The sequence below is a fragment of the Dickeya aquatica genome (assembly GCF_900095885.1).
Lineage (GTDB): Bacteria > Pseudomonadota > Gammaproteobacteria > Enterobacterales > Enterobacteriaceae > Dickeya > Dickeya aquatica.
Window position 1 is genome coordinate 3,556,131 of sequence record NZ_LT615367.1, and the last position, 21,758, is coordinate 3,577,888.

The 21,758-nt window shown below is 54.9% G+C and carries 15 protein-coding genes; 2 read left to right on the plus strand and 13 right to left on the minus strand.

Features of this window, described 5'->3' with window-relative positions; all coding sequences use genetic code 11:
* Positions 1–24 precede the first annotated feature (24 nt).
* Together bglB and DAQ1742_RS16120 are read right to left on the minus strand one after the other, a co-directional pair.
* On the minus strand, positions 25–1,164 hold the full coding sequence (gene bglB, locus DAQ1742_RS16115) for a beta-galactosidase BglB (protein ID WP_035343884.1): 1,140 nt from the start codon (positions 1,162–1,164) through the stop codon (positions 25–27).
* A 76-nt stretch (positions 1,165–1,240) separates the two neighbouring features.
* Positions 1,241–2,815, minus strand: a complete 1,575-nt coding sequence (locus DAQ1742_RS16120) for an MFS transporter (RefSeq protein WP_035343886.1) — start codon at positions 2,813–2,815, stop codon at positions 1,241–1,243.
* 263 nt (positions 2,816–3,078) lie between these two features.
* Here DAQ1742_RS16120 and DAQ1742_RS16125 point away from each other — a divergent pair, with 263 nt between their 5' ends.
* On the plus strand, positions 3,079–3,246 hold the full coding sequence (locus DAQ1742_RS16125) for a hypothetical protein (protein WP_180706176.1): 168 nt from the start codon (positions 3,079–3,081) through the stop codon (positions 3,244–3,246).
* On the opposite strand, the gene eno is transcribed toward DAQ1742_RS16125, so the two are convergent.
* The 5 genes from eno to rlmD form a co-directional block, all read right to left on the minus strand.
* On the minus strand, positions 3,212–4,510 hold the full coding sequence (gene eno / locus DAQ1742_RS16130) for a phosphopyruvate hydratase (RefSeq protein ID WP_035343888.1): 1,299 nt from the start codon (positions 4,508–4,510) through the stop codon (positions 3,212–3,214). The genes DAQ1742_RS16125 and eno overlap by 35 nt on opposite strands.
* A 96-nt stretch (positions 4,511–4,606) precedes the next feature.
* Positions 4,607–6,244: a glutamine hydrolyzing CTP synthase gene (gene pyrG, locus DAQ1742_RS16135; RefSeq protein ID WP_035343889.1), complete on the minus strand. Its 1,638-nt coding sequence runs from the start codon at positions 6,242–6,244 to the stop codon at positions 4,607–4,609.
* 226 nt (positions 6,245–6,470) lie between these two features.
* Positions 6,471–7,268, minus strand: a complete 798-nt coding sequence (gene mazG / locus DAQ1742_RS16140; protein WP_035343891.1) for a nucleoside triphosphate pyrophosphohydrolase — start codon at positions 7,266–7,268, stop codon at positions 6,471–6,473.
* A gap of 85 nt (positions 7,269–7,353) precedes the next feature.
* Entirely contained in the window at positions 7,354–9,591 is a 2,238-nt protein-coding gene (gene relA / locus DAQ1742_RS16145; RefSeq protein ID WP_035343893.1) for a GTP diphosphokinase, read from the minus strand.
* A gap of 9 nt (positions 9,592–9,600) precedes the next feature.
* Positions 9,601–10,938 carry a 23S rRNA (uracil(1939)-C(5))-methyltransferase RlmD gene (gene rlmD / locus DAQ1742_RS16150; RefSeq protein WP_035343895.1) on the minus strand — a complete coding sequence of 446 codons (1,338 nt, stop codon included), beginning with the start codon at positions 10,936–10,938 and terminating at the stop codon, positions 9,601–9,603.
* A gap of 77 nt (positions 10,939–11,015) precedes the next feature.
* Here rlmD and barA point away from each other — a divergent pair, with 77 nt between their 5' ends.
* A complete protein-coding gene (gene barA, locus DAQ1742_RS16155) occupies positions 11,016–13,781 on the plus strand; it encodes a two-component sensor histidine kinase BarA (RefSeq protein WP_035343897.1) in 2,766 nt (921 codons plus the stop codon).
* Between the two features lie 112 nt (positions 13,782–13,893).
* Here barA and DAQ1742_RS16160 read toward each other — a convergent pair whose 3' ends face one another.
* From DAQ1742_RS16160 to DAQ1742_RS16185, 6 genes are all read right to left on the minus strand, one after another.
* Positions 13,894–15,039 carry a glycerate kinase gene (locus DAQ1742_RS16160; RefSeq protein ID WP_035343899.1) on the minus strand — a complete coding sequence of 382 codons (1,146 nt, stop codon included), beginning with the start codon at positions 15,037–15,039 and terminating at the stop codon, positions 13,894–13,896.
* A 180-nt stretch (positions 15,040–15,219) separates the two neighbouring features.
* Complete coding sequence (gene garR / locus DAQ1742_RS16165) at positions 15,220–16,110, minus strand: 2-hydroxy-3-oxopropionate reductase (protein WP_035343901.1); 891 nt, start codon at positions 16,108–16,110, stop codon at positions 15,220–15,222.
* Between the two features lie 55 nt (positions 16,111–16,165).
* The gene (gene garL, locus DAQ1742_RS16170; RefSeq protein WP_035343903.1) at positions 16,166–16,936 is read right to left on the minus strand and encodes a 2-dehydro-3-deoxyglucarate aldolase; all 771 of its coding nucleotides are present in this window, start codon (positions 16,934–16,936) and stop codon (positions 16,166–16,168) included.
* Between the two features lie 66 nt (positions 16,937–17,002).
* The gene (gene gudD / locus DAQ1742_RS16175; protein WP_035343905.1) at positions 17,003–18,343 is read right to left on the minus strand and encodes a glucarate dehydratase; all 1,341 of its coding nucleotides are present in this window, start codon (positions 18,341–18,343) and stop codon (positions 17,003–17,005) included.
* Between the two features lie 15 nt (positions 18,344–18,358).
* Positions 18,359–19,717, minus strand: a complete 1,359-nt coding sequence (locus tag DAQ1742_RS16180) for an enolase C-terminal domain-like protein (protein WP_035343907.1) — start codon at positions 19,715–19,717, stop codon at positions 18,359–18,361.
* Between the two features lie 19 nt (positions 19,718–19,736).
* A complete protein-coding gene (locus DAQ1742_RS16185; protein ID WP_035343909.1) occupies positions 19,737–21,089 on the minus strand; it encodes an MFS transporter in 1,353 nt (450 codons plus the stop codon).
* Positions 21,090–21,758: the final 669 nt, after the last annotated feature.

A 21,758-nucleotide genomic window follows, 5' to 3' on the forward strand; every position in this document is an offset into this window, starting at 1 on the left:
CACTCTGACACAGGAGTGGGGGTATTACAGATAAACGCGCAAGTATTCAGACAAACACAGAATCGCCATCGCCTGACCATATGGCATCGAGGTCAGCGGGATCTGGCGATAATAATCCAGATCTTTGCCCATCGCCGTACCAAAGGAAACATTCAGCAATTCCCCTTGCTCATTGATGTTAGCGATGACACCGCGCATCGCTTTTTCCGCCACCTCGGCATAACGGCGGTCAATATAACGTTTACGAACGGCTTTCAAAATACCGTAAGCAAAACCGGCGGTGGCTGAACTTTCCAGATAAGAGTTCGGGTCATCCAGCAGCGTATGCCATAAGCCGCTGTCATCCTGATATTTCGCCAGCGCTTCCACCTGGCTTTCCAGCACCTGAATCAGGAAACGGCGGGTGGCGTTCTGTTCAGGCAAGTCCAGCAGTTCGATAAACTCAGGGATCACTATCGTCAGCCAGCTGTTGCCACGCGCCCAGCGCGCCTCGGCAAAGCTATGGTTGCCGTCAAACGTCCAGCCGTGAAACCACAGCCCGCTTTGGCGATCCATCAGATACTGCACATGCAGCAGGAACTGATATGTCGCTTCCTCAACAAATTCAGGACGATTGAGCAGTTTGCCAATTTTCGCCAGCGGTAACACACTCATCATCAGTGTGTCATCCCACAGTTGATCGGTGTTTTCGCTGTTGTAAACGATGTGCTGCAACCCGTTTTTATGGGTACGCGGCATGTCGTACATCACCCATTCGGCCCAGCGCTCCAGATACGGCACCCAGCGGCTGTCGCCGGTTTCCTCGTAACGGTAGGCCAGCGTCAGGAACGGACACACCGTGTTGACGTTTTTCGTCGGCGTGCCTTCGGCGAGGCGAGCGGTAAACCAGTCGTCGATAATGGCGCGCATTTGCTCATCACCGGTCTGGCGATAGTACTGGTAGATACCGTAAAGGCCGATACCGTGCGTCCATTCCCAGCCAGCCCAGCCTTTGGTATCGATGACCCTGCCATCATCCAGCCGCAGCAGGAACTCACCGGTTTTATCCTCAATGTTGACAAGATTATCAGTCACCCGGCAGATCAACGCTTTCAGTTCATCGCGGGAGATGAAGTATTCGGGCTGACGCAGCAGCGCGCTATGTTTTACAGGAAAAATGGTCATAACAGATATCCGGTTTCAGTTTTATTACACATCAATCAGTGGCATCGCAAACGCCATGACAACCAGCCAGTAAGGTTTAATGCACGCCGTGGTGAGGCGTAGTACCGTGTACCGCTTTAGGCGGTGCTTTGTGGCGATTGAGGTAGCCGATATTGTTGTTCCCCCACAGGGACTCATAAGGCATACCCGCCAGCATCTCCACCGTGGCACGCGCTTGCGGCGTGATTTTTTCCGGCACGATACGGCCTGCTTCACGCATTTTCGCCGTTTCCTCACGCAGCACCTCATGGGTTTGCAGGTTCAGTTTAAAGCGCAGAGACACCAGGAAACCCAGCACCAGCACGCCAACCGTACCGAAACACAACACGGTAAGAATGGTATGACTCACCCCAGGGGCCTGCACACTCTGACCAGAAACAAAGCCAGACAGTTGCAACACCACACCCACCAGCATGACGGCACCGGCCTGCGATGCTTTTCGCGTCAGCGTCATGATGCCGGCGAAAATCCCTTCGCGGCGCTGGGCGGTAATCACCTCATCCACATCCGCAATGTAGGTATAGATATTCCAGGGCACATAGTTGATACCACCACGGCCTAACCCCGCCAGACCGGACACCAGCAACAACAGGGAGAACACAGAATGCATGCCGCTGTAATACAGGAAGCCATAAGAAAGCGCACTGATAGCAAACAGGCTGACCACCATACGGTAAGAAGGAGCCGGGCCAAACTTGATACACAGCGGGATCATCGCAATCACAGCAATAAACTGAAGGATGGCCATGGTGCCCATCAGGTTGGAGGCCACCGTCGGGCTTTGCATCAACACAAAGACGACGTAATAAGTAAATACTGCGTTAAACACATCCTGTGCGATATAACCGCCCAGATACATTCCCAGGTGTTGGCGGAAAATACGGATACGCAACGTAGAGAGCAGTTCCACATTCAGGCGTTTGAGGCTCTGTCCCAGCGTCAGTGACTGACGTTCTTTTTCAGCCCTCAATGAGGCTTCAGACATCTGGTCACGCGGGCGCTCCCAGGTGAAGAGGTACACCAGTGTTAACACACAGGCACAAATCACCGAAAACACCAGGCTCGCATAGAAGAAAGATACCGCATTATCTTTGCCGAAATGCCCCAGCAAGATACCGGGTAAAAAGGCTGCCAGAATCGCGGATAACTGCGCCAGCGCAATACGGGCACCAGAGAATTTGGTTTTCTGTTTAAAGTCATCGGTCATTTCCGGCACCAGCGTTTCATACGGCACCAGCACCATGGTATAGATGACATCAAAAATCAGGTAAGTCACCAGGTAATACCAGTAACTCATGTGGCCGACCCACATCAGGCTATAGCTAAAGACGCAGGGAATACCGAGCAGAATAAAGAACTTACGACGTCCAAAGCGTTTTCCAAGCCAGGTTGAACCAAAATTGTCCGTCAGGAAGCCCATCAATGGGCTAACCACCGCATCCAGCACCCTGGCCATAGCAAAAATAAAGGTCGCCTCGATAGGCGTCAGACCGCAAAACGTGGTGTAAAAATACAGCAACCAGCCAGCGGTGAGCGCCGTGGTCCCCGCGCCAAGAAAATCGCCAGAACCGTAGGCCAGATAGTTAGCCAGCCCAATCTTACGTGTTTTCATCGCCATCCTTCCTCGTGATTGTATTTATGAAGGTGTTGCGGCGGACAAAAAAATCGCTGCCGCCGTAGCGTTAAGGTAACGGGGCAGCAAGGTAAAAACCTTTGTGCGTTTGCCACCCCATCGTCGCTACTGGCATCTGCGGGAAGAACCAACCGATCGGCTTCAAATTTCTGCCCGAAAGTCATTTTTACGGTCAAAACGCCATTTTAAATCAGCAGAACCCGTAGTCCGAAGTTACTGTAACGACTGAAAAAGCAGAGTGCATGCGGGAAGAGAAAGATTTGGGAGCAGGCGCATTATTTGTCGGCAAATCGACAAAAAAAATCTGGAAGCCCGAAAGCTTCCAGATAAACATCGTGAAGGCCGGTAAATATATTTACCGGCCAGGGCTGGCGATCACGCCTGGCCTTTCACTTCTTTCAGACCGTTGAACGGTGCACGGCTGCCCAGCGCTTCTTCGATACGAATCAGCTGGTTGTACTTAGCAACGCGGTCAGAACGGCTCATAGAACCGGTTTTGATCTGGCCTGCCGCAGTCCCTACCGCCAGGTCAGCGATAGTGGCGTCTTCGGTTTCACCAGAACGGTGAGAGATAACGGCCGTGTAGCCCGCATCTTTCGCCATTTTGATAGCCGCCAGCGTTTCGGTCAGAGAACCGATCTGGTTGAACTTGATAAGGATAGAGTTGGCGATGCCTTTCTCGATACCTTCTTTCAGGATCTTGGTGTTAGTCACGAACAGGTCGTCACCGACCAGCTGGATTTTGTCGCCCAGCACTTTGGTCTGGTAAGCAAAACCATCCCAGTCAGACTCGTCCAGACCGTCTTCGATAGAGACGATCGGGTACTGTTTGGTCAGCTCTTCCAGGAAGTGAGTGAACTCTTCAGAAGTGAACGCCTTGTTGCCTTCACCAGCCAGCACGTATTTGCCGTCTTTGTAGAATTCAGAGGCTGCACAGTCCATCGCCAGCGTGATGTCTTTGCCAAGCTCATAACCTGCCGCTTTTACCGCTTCTGCGATAACAGCCAGTGCTTCAGCGTTGGAACCCAGGTTCGGCGCGTAGCCACCTTCGTCACCCACAGCCGTGTTCATACCTTTGGATTTCAGCACTTTCGCCAGGTTGTGGAACACTTCAGAACCCATACGGATGGCTTCTTTCACGGTTTTCGCACCAACAGGCTGAATCATGAATTCCTGGATATCAACGTTGTTGTCAGCGTGCTCACCACCGTTGATGATGTTCATCATCGGCAGCGGCATAGAGTATTTACCCGGGGTGCCGTTCAGCTCAGAGATGTGCTCGTACAGCGGCTGGCCTTTGGAAGCCGCAGCCGCTTTGGCGTTCGCCAGAGAAACAGCCAGAATGGCGTTAGCACCGAAGTTGGACTTGTTCTCAGTACCGTCCAGATCGATCATGATCTTGTCGATAGCCGCCTGATCTTTCGCATCTTTACCCAGAATAGCCTGAGCAATCGGGCCATTTACTGCGCCAACCGCTTTGGTAACGCCTTTGCCCAGGAAACGGGATTTATCGCCGTCACGCAGTTCCAGCGCTTCACGAGAACCGGTAGATGCGCCTGACGGTGCCGCAGCCAGACCAACGAAACCCCCTTCCAAATGCACTTCCGCTTCAACAGTCGGGTTTCCGCGAGAGTCGATGATTTCACGGCCAATGACTTTAACGATTTTGGACATCAGATTTTCCTCTAGTCACAAGTTTAACTAAAACCTCAGACAGCAACGCACACCCAAAAGACCGCGCTGCTGCAAAACTCCTGTACCGGCAAAACCTTACTTCACCTGACTCTTCTGGTACGCGCCAGCGGCTTTCACAAAGCCGGCAAACAGCGGGTGCCCGTCACGCGGTGTGGAGGTGAATTCCGGGTGGAACTGACAAGCCACAAACCACGGATGCTCAGGGAGCTCAATAATTTCTACCAGTTTACGGTCAGCGGAAACACCCGCAACACGCAGCCCCGCCGCCTCAATCTGTTTCAACAACATGTTGTTGACTTCATAGCGATGGCGATGGCGTTCAATAATCGTCTGCTCGCCGTACATCTGGCGCACCAGGCTGCCTTCGGTCAGGTGGCACTCTTGCCCACCGACACGCATGGTGCCGCCGAGATCGCTCTCTTCGCTGCGCACTTCGATGTTGCCATCGGCATCGCGCCATTCGGTAATCAGCGCCACCACCGGGTATTTACACTCCGGCATAAACTCGGTGGAATTCGCGCCTTCCATACCCGCGACATTACGGGCGAACTCCATCAGCGCCACCTGCATACCCAGACAGATACCCAGATAGGGGATCTTGTTCTCACGGGCATAACGGACGGCCATGATTTTACCTTCAACCCCGCGGTAGCCAAAACCGCCAGGTACCAGAATCGCATCCAGACCTTTGAGCACATCCACACCACGGGTTTCGACATCCTGCGAATCAATCAGCTTGATGTTCACCGTCAAACGGTTTTTCAGCCCGCCGTGCTTAAGTGCCTCAATAACCGACTTATAGGCATCCGGCAATTCAATATACTTACCGACCATGCCGATGGTCACTTCGCCACCCGGATTGGCCTCTGCATAAACGACCTGTTCCCATTCTGACAGATCGGCCGGTGCACAGTTCAAGCTGAATCGTTTACAAATATAATCGTCCAGGCCCTGAGATTTCAATAGCGCTGGAATTTTATAAATAGAATCAATATCCTTCAGCGAGATGACCGCTTTCTCCGGCACATTACAGAACAGCGCAATTTTTGCGCGTTCATTAGCCGGTACGGTGCGATCGGAACGGCAGATCAACACATCAGGCTGAATACCAATCGACAGCAATTCTTTTACCGAATGCTGAGTCGGCTTGGTTTTCACTTCACCCGCCGCCGCCATGTACGGCACCAGCGTCAGGTGCATAAACAACGTGTGTTCACGGCCAACTTCAACTGCCATCTGGCGAATCGCTTCAAGGAACGGCAGAGATTCAATATCGCCCACCGTGCCGCCGATTTCCACCAGGACGACATCGTGGCCTTCACCGCCTTCGATGATGCGTTCTTTAATCGCGTTGGTGATATGCGGGATGACCTGAATGGTCGCGCCCAGATAGTCACCACGGCGCTCTTTACGCAGGACGTCAGAATAAATGCGTCCGGTGGTGAAGTTATTGCGGCGCGTCATCTTTGTGCGAATAAAACGCTCATAGTGACCCAGGTCAAGATCGGTTTCGGCACCGTCTTCGGTGACAAACACTTCACCGTGTTGCGTCGGGCTCATCGTGCCCGGATCCACATTGATATACGGGTCCAGTTTCATGATGGTCACGTTGAGGCCACGGGCTTCAAGAATAGCCGCGAGGGAGGCTGCGGCAATGCCTTTACCCAGAGAGGATACGACCCCGCCGGTCACAAAAATATAATTAGTTGTCATGCTGAACCTGAGTGTTTAGGTTTAAGGACGATGGAAAGACCAAGACGGGAAAGTAGTATACCCGAACCTGTGAGGCGTCACAAATGATCGTTTTCAGTGCTGTGGCCTTGACAGGCTCCGGCGGATGCGGTGTTAACTGTGAAAAGGAATGAGTAGCAGTACGTTTATAATCAGCCGGATAGTATCGAAAACAATATAAAACCCGGCCTTTACACAAGAAATAGCGTTAAGCTTTTTTTTCTGTGGCTTTTACCTGCTGCCAGGCCGCCTCCATTTCGTCAAGCGTCGCCTCAGACAGATTTTTCCCTTTGGCGCTAATGCGTTGTTCCACTTCCTGAAAACGGCGTGTGAATTTACGATTTGCCTGTTGCAACACACTTTCTGCCTTATGCCCAAGATGACGCGAGAGATTCACCGCAGCAAACAGCATATCGCCGAGTTCTTCGGCCAGTTTTTCCTGGTCGATGACCGCCTGTTTCGCCTCAAACATCACTTCGTCGATTTCTTCATACAGCTTATCGACAACCGGCCCGAGCGTGTCCCAGTCAAAACCGATCGCCGCACAACGCTGCTGAATTTTGTGCGCCTGCATCAGCGCGGGCAGCGCTTGCGGAATATCATCAAGCTGCGAATGACGTGACTTTTCCGCCCGCTCTTGCGCTTTGGTTTGCTCCCAGTTAGCCAGCACGGCGGCGCTGTCTGCCAGTTCAGCATCGCCAAAAATGTGCGGATGACGCCGCTCCAGTTTGTCGCTGATAGCGTTACACACATCAGAAAAATCAAATAACCCCTGCTCCTGCGCCATGCGCGCATAGAACACCACCTGAAACAGCAGGTCGCCCAGTTCGCTGCGCAGGTCGTCGAAATCCTTGCGGCTAATGGCATCGAGCACCTCATAGGTTTCTTCCAGCGTGTAGGGCGCGATGGTGTCAAAGGTTTGCTCGCAATCCCACGGGCAACCGTTTTCCGGGTCGCGCAAGCGCTGCATTATCTCGATTAAACGCGTAATAGCCGATGAATTCATGCTAGCTCCATTCAGTCAAAACAAAGGCGGGACTGGCCCGCCTTGCGATCATTTAGCGTGGTATGCCGCGGATTAACCGAAGCCGTTAGCTGCCCTGCAACCGCCGGGCGTCGATAACATCCGGCAGTTGATTGAGCTTGGCCAGCACCCGGCCCAGCACCTGCAAATTGTAAATCTCGATATCCATATCAATGGTTGCCAGTTGCTGTTTCACATCGCTACGGCTCGATACGCCCAGCACGTTGACCTTCTCGTTGGCCAAAATAGTGGTGATATCACGCAGCAGGCCGCTGCGATCGTTGGCGGTCACGCGTACCACCAGCGAATACCCGCTGGAGTAGCTCTCTCCCCATACCGCCTCGACAATGCGCTCTGGCGCATGACCGCGCAGGTCGTCAAGCTGTTCGCAGTCGGCACGGTGGATGGAAATCCCCCGCCCGCGGGTAATAAAGCCGATGATGTCATCGCCGGGAATCGGCTGGCAGCAACGGGCAATGTGGTGCATCAGATTCCCCACCCCTTCCACCACCACCCGGCCATTGTCTTTGGCACTGGCACGCGCCGCCGGTTGCTGGGATTTCTGGGTTAGCTGGCGCAGCGCTTCACGATCTTGTTCCTCGGCACTCGGTTGGTTTACCTTCGATTGCAGGAAATTCACCATCTGATTCAGGCGAATATCCCCACCGCCGATGCCCGCCAGCAACTCATCCATCGAGTTCATGTTATAGCGTGGCAATAGCAGTTTTTCTGCCATTTTCAGGCTGATACCCAGATGTTCGAGCTCATCGTCCAGAATCTGTTTGCCCGCCAGAATGTTTTTGTCCCGGTCTTGCTTGCGGAACCAGTTATGGATTTTGGAGCGCCCGCGACTGGTGGTGATATAGCCAAGATTCGGGTTCAGCCAGTCACGGCTCGGGTTAGGCTGTTTTTGCGTGATAACTTCAATCTGGTCGCCCATCTGCAACTGGTAAGTAAACGGCACGATACGCCCGCCGACTTTGGCACCAATGCAGCGATGGCCGATGTCACTGTGAATGTGGTAGGCAAAATCGAGCGGGGTAGAGCCGGTCGGCAAGTCCACCACATCGCCTTTGGGCGTAAACACGTAGACGCGGTCATCAAACACCTGGCTGCGCACTTCGTCGAGCATTTCGTCGGAATCCGCCATCTCTTCCTGCCAGGCCAGCAGTTTACGCAGCCAGGCAATGCGCTCTTCATAACCGGAACGCACGCCAGTAGCGGTGCCTTCTTTGTACTTCCAGTGCGCCGCGACACCGAGTTCGGCATCTTCGTGCATCTGCCGGGTGCGGATTTGAATTTCCAGCGTTTTGCCGCCCGGCCCTAACACCACGGTATGAATCGACTGGTAGCCGTTCGGTTTGGGGTTGGCGACATAATCATCAAACTCATCGGGCAGATGGCGATAGTGGGTGTGCACAATCCCCAGCGCGGCGTAGCAGTCTTGCAGACGTTCCACCACAATACGTACCGCACGTACATCGAATAACTCATCAAACGACAGCGCTTTTTTCTGCATTTTGCGCCAAATGCTGTAGATGTGTTTGGGACGGCCATAGATGTCTGCCTTCACCCCTTCCTGCACCATCGACGTACGCAGATTTTTGACGAAATCATCAATATATTGCTCACGGTCGATACGCCGTTCATGCAGCAGTTTGGCGATGCGCTTGTATTCATCCGGGTGCAGATAGCGGAAACAGAAATCTTCCAGCTCCCATTTGAGCTGGCCAATACCCAGCCGGTTCGCCAGCGGGGCGTAAATATTGGTACACTCTTTGGCCGCCAGCACGCGCTCTTCTTCCGGCGCATCCTTCACTTCGCGCAGGTGGGCAATCCGCTCGGCCAGTTTTATCACTACGCAGCGGAAATCTTCCACCATCGCCAGCAACATGCGGCGAATGTTATCCACCTGTTCGGAGGCCATTGAGTCATGCTGGGTGGCTTTGAGCTGGCGGATCGCATCCATATCGCGCACGCCGTGCACCAGATTGACAATATTCTTGCCAAAGGTTTCCCGCAGTGTCTCTTCATCCACCACATTGGCATCCGCCAGCGGAAACAGCATCGCAGCACGCATGCTGTCGTTATCCATACTCAGCGTTGAGAGGATTTCCACCATCTCAATACCGCGCCACAGCAGCAGCATGGCATCCGGGTGGCTTTCTGTTTTTTCTTCACAATAGCGCCAGGTTTCCGCCAGACGCTCACACGCCAGCTTACTGGCGATGCCCAGCGAGGCAATCCACGCGTCCGGTACGAACTTGCCTTCGGTATTTAAATGCGCACTTCTTACCGCAACCATAATTTCTCCCTACTTTACCGAGCCATCGGAGCCAAGCAAAAACAATGCCATAGACTCAAGATGCCCGGTATGTGGAAACATATCCAACATGGCCAGTCGGGCCAGACGATAACCTGCGGCCATGAGCACCTTGCTGTCCCGCGCGAGCGTGGTGGGGTTACAGGATATATACACTACCCGGCGTGGCGCGAGTTTCACAATCTGCGGCATCACCGCTGGCGCGCCCGCCCGGGCAGGGTCAAGCAATATTTTATCAAATCCCATCGATGCCCAGGGTTGACGCGTCACATCCTCTTCCAGATTATGCAAATAAAACGTGGTGTGTGGCGAAAGCCCGTTACGACAGGCATTCTCACGCCCTTTTTCCACCAGCGCGGCAACGCCTTCAACACCGACCACCCGGCCTGCACGCTGTGCCAGTGGCAGGGTAAAGTTACCCATTCCACAGAACAGATCCAGCACCTGATCCTGGGCCTGAGGGTCAAGCCAGGCCAGCGCCTGCTCAACCATGCGCTGATTAATCTCATCGTTAACCTGAATAAAATCACGCGGGCTAAATGCCAGCGACAACTCACCGATACGGTAAGAGGGTAGCTCACCGTGCAGACAAACCAGTGTATCGGCTTCGGCGGCGCTGAACATCCCCGCCCGGTGTTGCCGGGCAAATGCCGTCAGCGCCAGCCTATCCGCTTCGCATAACGGGTCAAGGTGGCGCAAAATCACCAACGGCCCCTGCTCTGCCAGCACCAGTTCCACATGCCCCAACCGGCGTACTGCCTTTAATTGCGACAGGCAATCACGCAACGGAGCCAGCAGTGCGTCCAGTTCCGGGCGCAGTATCGGACAGGCGGCAATATCCACCAACTCATGCGATCCCGCCTGCCGATAGCCCAACAACAGCCGCTGGCTTTTGGCGTGATAGTGTATCGCAAGGCGTGCGCGACGGCGGTAAGCGTAAGGCGCGGCGGCGATGATTTCCGGCTCAGGCACGTCCCCTGCCGTTTCGCGCACCATCAGATGGTGCAGCGCCGCCGCTTTACTGCGCTGCTGTAACGCCGGGCTGGCATGTTGCTGCTGGCATCCGCCGCAAACCGCCGCGTGAGTGCAGCGCGGCGCAACACGCTCGTCACTGGTTGTCAGCAACCGGCACAACCGGGCATGGGCATAGTGACGCTTATCTTGCGTTAACTGGATTTCTGCCTGCTCGCCCGGTAAGACGCCCGGGATAAAGAGGGTTTTTCCCTGATGGCGAGCTACCCCCTGTCCGAAAGAGTCCAGATCGTTCACCGTCACGGTAAGAGTTTGCCGGGTCGTCACGCGCCGGTTTGGAGAGTAGAATTGCGCCATAAGTGTGCTGTCAGTGATGTAATGAAATTGTCGATTGAATGGAATAGTCGCCTTTAATTGTCCCACATTGGAACCCCATGACCAAATACAGTCTTCGCGCACGCATGATGATCCTGATACTGGCACCGACGATGCTCATCGGGCTGTTGCTCAGTAGCTTTTTTGTTATTCATCGTTATAACCAGTTACAGGATCAACTGGCCGACGCCGGAGCCAGCATCATCAAGCCGCTGGCCGTTAACAGTGCGTATGCATTAACCCAGCGTCAGCCGGAATCGCTGCGTGAACTGGTCAACATATTGCACCGCCATCACTCGGATATGGTGCGGGCGATTAGCGTATTCGATGCGCGTAACCAGTTAATCGTTGCCAGTAACCCCAGTAATCCGCACAGCAGTTGGTTGCAGGTGCCTGCGGGTAATCCCTTACCCACCAGCATGCGGATGCAGAATGAAGAAGGCTGCCTTATCCTGCAAATGCCGGTAGAGAGTGACAACAGTGTCGCCAGCAATACGCCGGTCAGTCGTCAGGCTCCGATGGGGTATATAGCGGTGGAGCTGGATCTGAATTCCATTCGGCTCCAGCAATATCGCGAGATGTTCATGGCCTCGATGCTGCTGCTGTTTTGCATGGGTATTGCCATGCTGCTGGCGTATCGCCTGATGCGCGATGTGACTATCCCTATCCGCAATATGGTTGAAACCGTCGATCGTATTCGCCGTGGCCAGTTGGACAGCCGGGTGGAAGGGCACATGCTGGGCGAGCTGGATATGCTGAAAAACGGCATCAACTCAATGGCTATGTCGCTCACTGCTTACCACGAAGAGATGCAGCAGAATATCGATCAGGCAACCTATGATCTGCGTGAAACGCTCGAACAAATGGAGATCCAGAACGTGGAACTGGATCTGGCGAAAAAACGGGCTCAGGAAGCGGCGCGCATTAAATCCGAATTTCTCGCCAACATGTCGCATGAATTACGCACGCCGCTTAATGGCGTTATCGGCTTTACCCGCCAGACACTGAAAACCCAGCTCACCGCCACGCAGAAAGATTATCTGCAAACCATTGAGCGCTCGGCTAACAACCTGCTGAATATCATCAATGATGTGCTGGACTTCTCGAAACTGGAGGCCGGTAAACTGGTGCTGGAGAATATTCCCTTCTCGCTGCATAACACCCTTGATGAGGTGATTATTCTGCTGGCCCATACGGCACACGAGAAAGGGCTGGAGCTGACGCTGAATATTCAGCATGACGTGCCCGAGCAGTTCGTCGGCGACCCGCTGCGTTTACAGCAGATCATTACCAACCTGCTGGGCAATGCGATTAAATTTACCGAACAGGGCAATATCGACATCCGCATCGAAAAGCGCCGTCAGGAAAATCAGCAAGTGCTGCTGGAAGTGCAAATTAAAGATACCGGCATTGGCATTGCCGAAGCACAACAGGCGCAGCTGTTTCAGGCCTTCCGTCAGGCGGATACCAGTATTTCCCGCCAGCATGGCGGCACCGGGTTGGGGCTGGTGATTACGCAGCGGCTGGTGCGGGAAATGGGCGGAGACATCAGTTTTCACAGTAAACTCAACCACGGCACCACGTTCTGGTGCACCATCACCCTGCAATTAAATCCGCACATGCCAGGCTCCGGCTACCATTTTGACAACTTGCAAGGCAAGCATCTGGCGTATGTGGAGTCCAATCCGGCAGCGGCACAGGCAACGTTAGATATTCTGGTGCACACCCCGCTGACCGTCAGCTATAGCCCGACGCTGGAGCAACTGCCGGAGCGCACCTTTGATATTCTGCTCATTGGTGTGCCTATCCACTATCGCAATACCTTGCTGGATTTTACCCCCTCAATTCGGGACTTTTGCCGCCTGTCGCCTTGTGTGATTCTGGCGCTGCCCAGCATGGCTGAAATGGAGGCCGAACAGTTAAAATCGTTTGGTGTTCATGCCTGCCTGAGTAAACCGGTTAGTGCGCCTCGCCTGCTTCCCTTGCTGCAAGACAACCCGCTATTCAGCCAGGACAACCGCACCGCCTCTGCTGTTACACCGCTGATGATGCCAAACCGCCTGCCGCTGAGTGTTATGGCGGTGGATGACAACCCGGCTAATCTGAAGCTTATCGGTGCACTGCTGGAAGAACAGGTCGAGCGCATCACCCTGTGTGAAAATGGTGCGGATGCGATTGCTCAGGCACAGCATCAGGCGCTGGATATTATCCTGATGGACATTCAGATGCCGGGCATGGATGGGTTACAAACCAGCGAGCGTATTCGCCGTTTGCCACATCATGCCCAAACCCCCATCGTGGCGGTCACGGCGCACACCATGAGCGGTGAGCGCGAACTGCTGTTGCAAGCCGGCATGGATGATTATCTGTCTAAACCGATTGATGAACAGATGCTGCGCCAGACGTTATTGCGCCATGCCCATTATCCGCAGCGTGGTGCGGTCACGCTACCCGCGCCGCCACCGGTTTCACCTTCACCACTGTCGCTGGATTGGGATTTGGCGCTGCGTCAGGCGGCCAGTAAGCCGGATCTGGCGCGCGATTTGCTGGGAATGTTGCTCGACTCGCTGCCCGATATCCGGGTACAGGTAGAAGCGGTGCTGACCGGCTCACCACCCGAAAATCTGCTGGATATCATTCATAAATTACACGGCAGTTGCAGCTACAGCGGCGTACCGCGCTTAAAACAGATTTGTTATTGCCTGGAACAGGCGCTGCGTAAAGGTGTCGGCATTCACGACCTCGAACCGGAGTGGCTGGAACTGATGGATGAAATGAGCAATGTAGAGAAGGCCGCCCGAAAACGTCTGGCGGTATCAGGCTAAGTTACGCGCGCCACGGGCAGGCGCGCCAGTCTGTGCAACGCCTGCCAAACGATTCGTTGCCGTTACAGCCGCATCGCAGCCACGCGAATCTGTCCTGCCACCGGAAACGGCATCACCAGGTGAGGGTGCGGGCCAGTTTGAGGGTCGCGGCAATATTACGCGCCGTCATGCGCACATTGTCAGCGGCATTATCCAGCGCGTCTTCCAGCGAACAAATCGTGTAAAGCACGCTGAATACCGCATCCAGGCCGTGGTCGTGCACCACGCCAACATCCGAAGTCAGGCTACCGGCAATGCCTATCACCGGTTTTTGATAACGCTTGGCGATACGGGCCACCCCAATCGGGACTTTGCCATGAATGGTCTGGCTATCGATACGCCCTTCGCCGGTAATCACCAGCGAGGCATCGCGCACCAGCGCATCAAGCCCGAGCGCTTCGGTGACTATCTCAATGCCCCGACGCAACTCGGCCCCGCAAAATGCCAGCAACGCCGCGCCCATCCCTCCGGCGGCCCCGGCACCGGATACCTGCTCTACATCAATATCCAGACACTGGCGGATCACTGCGGCATAGTGTTGCAGTGCCTGATCCAGTTGTTCAACCATCGGCCCCGTCGCCCCCTTCTGCGGCCCGAATACGGCTGATGCGCCCTGCGGCCCGGTCAGTGGGTTGGTGACATCACAGGCCACCTCAAAACGACACTGGTGAATACGCGGGTCAAGCGACTGGATATCGATATGTTCCAGTCTCGACAGCTCCGCGCCGCCAAACGCCAGTGGCTGCTGCTGTGCGTCCAGCAGCCGCACACCCAGCGCCTGCATCATGCCCGCGCCACCATCATTGGTGGCGCTACCGCCAATGCCGATAATACAGTGGCGCACGCCATGATCCAGGGCACAGCGAATCAACTCACCGGTGCCATAACTGGTGGTCAACAGCGGATTACGCTGGTGTGAGGGCACACGCTCCAGCCCGCTGGCCGCCGCCATTTCGATAAAAGCGGTTTTTTCATCCCCCGACAGCCCGAAAAACGCCTCGACGTTCTCCCCCAGCGGGCCGGTGACATTAACCTTAACGATTTTACCGTGGGTGGCCGCGACCATGGCTTCCACAGTTCCTTCTCCGCCATCGGCGACAGGCAGCTTTACATAGCAAGCATCAGGAAATACTTCCCGAAAACCAGCTTCAATCTGTGTGGCAACTTCCTGAGCGGATAGGCTCTCTTTGTAAGAATCCGGTGCGATCACTATTTTCATAAACGACTCGCGTCATCAACTCCCCGTGCACAGGCCGTGACACCGCCTGAAACCGGCACGGGTCAAAATATGGTGTCAATCGGGCGGCCACGCCGCCCTGTCAACGACCGGGTGGCGTTCACTTGCCGGGTGACGTTCATTCATTGGCCGGTTAACCTGGGTTGACCGGCTAACGCCCGCTTAGCGGGTCACTTCCACTTTCGCCAGTTTCTCGTAGTAACGAGCCAGCGCGCTATGGTCTGCGCCGCCCAGGTCATCAGCCTTGAGCGCCTGCATCATTTCCATCACCGCCGCGGTCAGCGGCAGTTGCGCACCGACGCCGTGCGAGGTATCCAGCGCATTTGCCAGATCTTTAATATGCAGATCGATACGGAAACCCGGCTTAAAGTTGCGATCCATCACCATCGGTGCTTTGGCATCCAGTACGGTACTGCCGGCCAAACCGCCGCGAATCGCCTGGTACACCAGATCAGGATTCACGCCCGCCTTCGTCGCCAGCACCAATGCTTCAGACATCGCCGCAATATTCAGCGCCACAATCACCTGATTCGCCAGCTTGGTGACGTTACCCGCGCCGATATCACCGGTATGTACCACGGAACCGGCCATCGCTTTCAGCACGTCATAACTGCGCTCGAACACCGCTTTGTCACCGCCCACCATCACCGACAGCGTACCGTCGATGGCTTTCGGCTCACCGCCACTGACCGGCGCATCGAGCATCTCAACGCCTTTTTCGGCCAGTGCCGTCGCAATTTCCCGGCTGGCCAGCGGCGCAATAGAACTCATGTCAATCACGACCGTGCCTTTACGCGCACCGTCAATCACGCCGTTCTCACCCAGTACCACCTCTTTTACGTGCGGTGAATTTGGCAGCATGGTGATAACGATATCACTCTGTTCAGCAACAGCTTTCGGCGTTGTGGCCGACGTAGCCCCGGCGGCAACGACCTCAGCCACGGCTTCGCTATTTCTGTCCAGCACCACCAATGAGTAACCTGCTTTAATCAGGTTTTTACTCATTGGTTTACCCATAATACCCAGCCCAATAAAACCAATTTTCATTGCGATAACCTCATTGTCTATTCAACGTAAGCCGTCGGCCGCTGCGGCCCTGACAGACTCATCACGATTTAAATTTGTCGCACAGCGCCTGTGTCGCGGCGCGAAATACGCCCAGGTCACTGCCCACAGCAACAAAACGCGCACCCCACTCGAGATAGCGGCGCGCATCGGCTTCAGCCGGTGCCAGAATGCCGCTCGGCTTACCGTGCGCCGCCGCACGCTCGAAAATATGGCGGATCACTTTTTGCACTTCCGGGTGATTGGGCTGGCCCAAATACCCCAGTGCCGCAGACAAATCGCCGGGGCCGACAAAAATGCCGTCCACACCGTCCACCGCCGCAATCGCATCCAGGTTGTCCACGCCTTCCTGGGTTTCGATTTGCACCAGCACCGTAATGTTGTCGTTGATGGTGGCAAAATAGTTCGGTTCCGTGCCGTAGGCGTTGCTGCGATGCCCGACGGAAACACCACGGATACCCGCCGGCGGATAGCGGGTCGAGGCGACCGCACGCACCGCCTCTTCCTCGGTTTCCACAAACGGAATCAGCAGATTGTAGAAACCGATATCCAGCAGGCGCTTAATCACCACCGGCTCATTACACGGCGGGCGCACCACTGGCGCACTATGGCTGCCTTTTAACGCCATCAATTGTGGAATGAAGGTGGTGATGTCATTGGGCGCGTGTTCGCCATCCAGTACCAGCCAGTCAAACCCTGCCAGCCCCAATACCTCGGTGGAAATCGGATTAGCCAGCGCACACCAGCAGCCAATCAGGGTTTTTCCCTGACGCAAGTCCTGGCGAAACAGATTTGGTAACAGTGGCGTTTTCATTTTTTGTCCTTACTCGCTTACTGCGCCGCTCAGATAAGCGGCGCTGTCATGAATGAACCGGGTTGATTAACGAACCAGACACGGGCGCTTGTTATCAAACGCCCAGCCGGGGATCAGGTATTGCATACCAACGGCATCGTTACGTGCACCTAACCCCATGTTTTTATAGCGCTCGTGCGCCTGCATCACCTGCTCCATATCCAGCTCGATGCCAAGCCCCGGGCGCTTCGGTACGTCGACTTTACCGCCCACAATTTGCAGCGGCTCTTTGGTCAGGCGCTGATTGCCTTCTTGCCAGATCCAGTGGGTGTCAATGGCGGTTATCTGCCCTGGCGCAGCAGCGGCCACATGGGTGAACATCGCCAGTGAAATATCAAAATGGTTGTTAGAGTGTGAACCCCAGGTCAGACCCCATTCGTGGCACATCTGAGCGACGCGCACGGAACCTTGCATCGTCCAGAAATGCGGGTCAGCCAATGGGATATCGACAGATTGCAGGGAAAGGGTGTGGCCCATCTGCCGCCAGTCAGTGGCAATCATGTTGGTGGCGGTAGGCAGCCCGGTGGCGCGGCGGAATTCCGCCATCACTTCACGCCCGGAGAAGCCCTGCTCGGCACCGCACGGGTCTTCCGCGTAGGCCAGCACTCCGCGCAGTTGTTTACCGAGGCGAATCGCCTCCTCCAGTGACCAGGCACCGTTCGGGTCAAGCGTAATGCGCGCCTGCGAGAAGCGTTTTGCCAGCGCCGTTACCGCTTCGGCTTCTTCGCTGCCCGCCAACACGCCGCCTTTGAGTTTGAAATCGTTGAAGCCGTATTTCTCGTACGCGGCTTCCGCCAGACGCACCACCGTTTCCGGCGTCAGCGCTTCTTCGTGACGCAGGCGATACCAGTCGCATTTGTCATTTGGCTGGCTCTGGTACGGCAGGTCGGTTTTGTTGCGATCGCCGATATAGAACAGATACCCCAGCATTTCTACCGCATCGCGCTGCTGACCATCGCCCAGCAAGGCGGCAACCGGCACGTTCAGGAACTGCCCGAGCAAATCGAGCATCGCGGCTTCAATACCGGTAACCACATGAATAGTGGTGCGCAAATCGAAGGTTTGCAGGCCACGGCCTGCGGCATCACGCTCGGCAAACTGGTTGCGAACCTGATTCATGACATTTTTGTATTCGCCGAGCGTCTTGCCAACCACCAGTTGCGCCGCATCTTCCAGTGTCTGGCGAATCGCTTCACCACCGGGAATTTCGCCCACGCCGGTGTGCCCGGCATTATCTTTGAGGATAACGATATTACGGGTGAAATAAGGCGCGTGCGCCCCGCTGAGGTTGAGCAACATGCTGTCGTGCCCGGCGACAGGAATAACCTGCATCTGAGTAATAACCGGAGTGGAACTTTGCGACGTCATGAGGATTTCCTTCTATTAAAACGTTGAATGCCTGGGTAATTCACGTCCGAATACCGGGCGCTTACGATCAAATGTCCAGCCGGGGATCAGGTACTGCATTGCCGTTGCGTCATTGCGCGCACCAGCAGGCAATGCTTTGTAGAGCGCATGGGCTTTCATCACTTGCTCCATGTCCAGCTCGACGCCCAGTCCCGGTTTTTCTGGCACTTTGATTTTGCCGTTGACAATTTGCAGCGGATCGCGCGTCAGGTGCTGACCTTCCTGCCAGATCCAGTGAGTATCAATGGCGGTCGGGTTGCCCGGCACGGCTGCGCCGACGTGGGTGAACATCGCCAGTGAAATATCAAAATGGTTATTGGAGTGACAACCCCAGGTCAGGCCCCACTCATCGCACAACTGCGCCACGCGTACCGCGCCATGCATCGTCCAGAAATGCGGGTCTGCCAGCGGGATATCCACCGATTGCAGCATCACCGAGTGATTCAGCTCACGCCAGTTGGTGGCAATCATGTTGGTGGCGACCGGCAGCCCGGTGGCGCGGCGGAATTCCGCCATCACTTCTCGCCCGGAGAACCCCTGTTCAGCACCGCACGGGTCTTCCGCGTAGGTCAGCACGCCATTGAGGCCCTTGCATAACCGGATGGCTTCATCAAGCAGCCAGGCTCCATTCGGGTCCACCGTGATACGCGCGTCTGGGAAACGTGCTTTCAGTGCTTTAGCGGTGTCGATTTCCATCTCTCCCGGCAGCACGCCACCTTTGAGTTTGAAGTCTTTAAACCCGTAACGATCGGCGGCGGCCTGCGCCAGGTTCACCACCGCGTCACTGCTCATCGCCTTCTGGTGACGTAAGTGATACCACTCATGTTTGCCCGTCTCACCGGCCTGATATGGCAACTCCGTTCTGGTGCGATCGCCGATGTAGAACAGATACCCCAGCACCGTGACTTCATCGCGCTGTTTGCCCGGCCCCAGTAATTCGGCGACCGGCACGTTCAGATGCTGGCCGAGCAAGTCCAGCAGCGCCGCTTCCAGCGCCGCCACAGCATTGACGCGCAGCTCAAACGTCCAGGCCCCTTTACCGAAGGAGTCAAAATCGGATGACTGGTTGCCTTTGTGGATCTGATGCACCAGATGGTTCATGCGCGCCACCTGTGCGCCAATAACCTGCGGGATAGCCGCCGTCAGGGTTTGGTAGATAACTTCGCCGCCTGGGGCTTCACCAACGCCGGTATGCCCGGCGTTATCTTTCAGAATCACGATATTGCGGGTAAAAAACGCATTATGTGCACCACCAATATTGAGCAACATGCTGTCATACCCGGCGACCGGAATAACCTGCATCTCGGTAATAATTGGCGTGTCTTGAGTATTCATTTTTTCATCCTCACCCGGATCACTGGGGCTTATACGGTTGCAGTTCGATACGCTTGATATCTTGAACGATAAACAGGAAGCTCAGAATCGCGACAAATGCATGGATGCCGACATACACCAGGCCACCGTTGAAAGAGCCGGTTGCGCCAACGATATAGCCAATCGCAATCGGTGTGACGATGCCGGAAATATTGCCGAACATGTTGAACAGGCCACCGCTCAAGCCGCTGATTTCTTTCGGTGCTGTATCTGCCATCACCGCCCAGCCCAGCGCGCCAATGCCTTTGCCGAAGAAGGCGGCAGCCATCACCGCAATGACGACCCACTCGGTTGAGACGTAGTTACAAATCACCATCGACATCGAGAGCAACATACCCAGCACAATCGGCGTTTTGCGGGCCAGTGTGAGTGACTGGGTGCGACGCATCAGATAATCGGAAATCACCCCACCGAGCACCCCGCCGACAAATCCGCAAATCGCCGGAATGGAAGCCACGAAACCGGCTTTGAGAATCGACATGCCGCGTGCCTGCACCAGATACACCGGGAACCAGGTAATGAAGAAGTAGGTCAGCGCATTGATGCAGTATTGGCCGAGATAGACCCCAACCATCATGCGGGAGGTCAGTAATTGCTTAATTTGATGCCATTTTTCACCGCGAGCGACCTCTTTCTTGGCCGCACCAGCATCCATGTTGACCAGCGCACCACCCGCTTCGATGTACTCCAGCTCGGCTTTATTGACGCCAGGATGGTCTTTCGGGTCGTGAATCATCTTAAGCCACAAGAAGCTGATGATGATGCCAAGGCCGCCCATGAACCAGAACACATGCGCCCAGCCCACTTCGTGCGTCAGCCAGCCCATGATGGGCGCGAAGATAACCGTCGCAAAATATTGTGCGGAATTGAAGATAGCCACTGCGGTTCCACGCTCCTGAGCCGGGAACCAGGCCGCCACAATGCGACTGTTGCCAGGGAATGACGGGGATTCGCACAGCCCCACCATAAAACGCAGCATAAACAAGGAAACGACAATCGCTGAACCGTGGAAAAGATCCACAAACCCTTGCAACAGGGTAAACAGCGACCAGCTAAAAATGCTCCAGAAATAAACGCGTTTAGAACCAAAGCGGTCAAGCAGCCAGCCGCCGGGAATTTGGCCGATAACATAGGCCCAGGAGAATGCGGAGAAGATATACCCCATGCCGACCGCATCGAGTCCGATTTCTTTGGACATCGCCGAGCCGGCAATAGAGATGGTGGCACGATCGCCATAATTGAATGACGTGACAATAAACAGCATCACGACAATCCAGTAACGGGCGTTGGTTTTCTTTTGTAATACGCCTGCCGCCGTGCTGACAGTATTCATATGATGAACTCCTATTTTAAGCGTTTCCCGCCAAACAGCGCAGGAGAGCCTGGATAACAGTTAGCTCATTCATTCCGAATAACAAAACAGTGTAGGGTTGGGTTATCAGAATGAAATCAAGAGTCGGTAATGGTTCAAAACGTGTAAGACCGAGCAAGGTCACGAACAGAACAGCGAAAAGAAACCACAACACCTCTTCGACTTCTGGGAAGGATTATACGGGGCGTCACCGGGCGGCTCACTGGACAAGCTCCCAACAATAAACACCATTAAAGAATAAAATTATGGCAATCGCCCAAATCACTGCGCGTCATTTCACGAAAACCGGGGTTTTAGCCTCAACGTGTCATCCCCCCAAACCAAACCAACACCGCAGGCAGGGTATAAACAGGCCGGTCAGCAACAACGGATAACCACGAAATACCGCGCTACCTGCCCCGGCGCACCATGGATTGCTGCGAGGGCATCGCCACGCAATCATCGCCACGCAATAATGTGACAGGATTCACTGCACCTTGTTTCTTCGCCACAGAAATGACACGCCATATCCGAAGATGTCGGTCAATTGCATAATGTCAGCCGGGGGGCAGCTCACCTATACTGATCCCGAGCAATGTCACGGTTACAGCAACAGTGAAAATAAACCGCAGGTTATCCGTCCCATCATTG

Excerpts from the sequence above, each read along its gene's own strand:
- DAQ1742_RS16160 (WP_035343899.1), bottom strand. The coding sequence starts at position 15,039 with ATGAAAATAGTGATCGCACCGGATTCTTACAAAGAGAGCCTATCCGCT.
- rlmD (WP_035343895.1), bottom strand. The coding sequence starts at position 10,938 with ATGGCGCAATTCTACTCTCCAAACCGGCGCGTGACGACCCGGCAAACT.
- DAQ1742_RS16185 (WP_035343909.1), bottom strand. The coding sequence starts at position 21,089 with ATGAATACTGTCAGCACGGCGGCAGGCGTATTACAAAAGAAAACCAAC.
- gudD (WP_035343905.1), bottom strand. The coding sequence starts at position 18,343 with ATGACGTCGCAAAGTTCCACTCCGGTTATTACTCAGATGCAGGTTATT.
- DAQ1742_RS16125 (WP_180706176.1), top strand. The coding sequence starts at position 3,079 with ATGCGGGAAGAGAAAGATTTGGGAGCAGGCGCATTATTTGTCGGCAAA.
- mazG (WP_035343891.1), bottom strand. The coding sequence starts at position 7,268 with ATGAATTCATCGGCTATTACGCGTTTAATCGAGATAATGCAGCGCTTG.
- garL (WP_035343903.1), bottom strand. The coding sequence starts at position 16,936 with ATGAAAACGCCACTGTTACCAAATCTGTTTCGCCAGGACTTGCGTCAG.
- barA (WP_035343897.1), top strand. The coding sequence starts at position 11,016 with ATGACCAAATACAGTCTTCGCGCACGCATGATGATCCTGATACTGGCA.
- DAQ1742_RS16180 (WP_035343907.1), bottom strand. The coding sequence starts at position 19,717 with ATGAATACTCAAGACACGCCAATTATTACCGAGATGCAGGTTATTCCG.
- eno (WP_035343888.1), bottom strand. The coding sequence starts at position 4,510 with ATGTCCAAAATCGTTAAAGTCATTGGCCGTGAAATCATCGACTCTCGC.
- relA (WP_035343893.1), bottom strand. The coding sequence starts at position 9,591 with ATGGTTGCGGTAAGAAGTGCGCATTTAAATACCGAAGGCAAGTTCGTA.
- pyrG (WP_035343889.1), bottom strand. The coding sequence starts at position 6,244 with ATGACAACTAATTATATTTTTGTGACCGGCGGGGTCGTATCCTCTCTG.
- DAQ1742_RS16120 (WP_035343886.1), bottom strand. The coding sequence starts at position 2,815 with ATGAAAACACGTAAGATTGGGCTGGCTAACTATCTGGCCTACGGTTCT.
- bglB (WP_035343884.1), bottom strand. The coding sequence starts at position 1,164 with ATGACCATTTTTCCTGTAAAACATAGCGCGCTGCTGCGTCAGCCCGAA.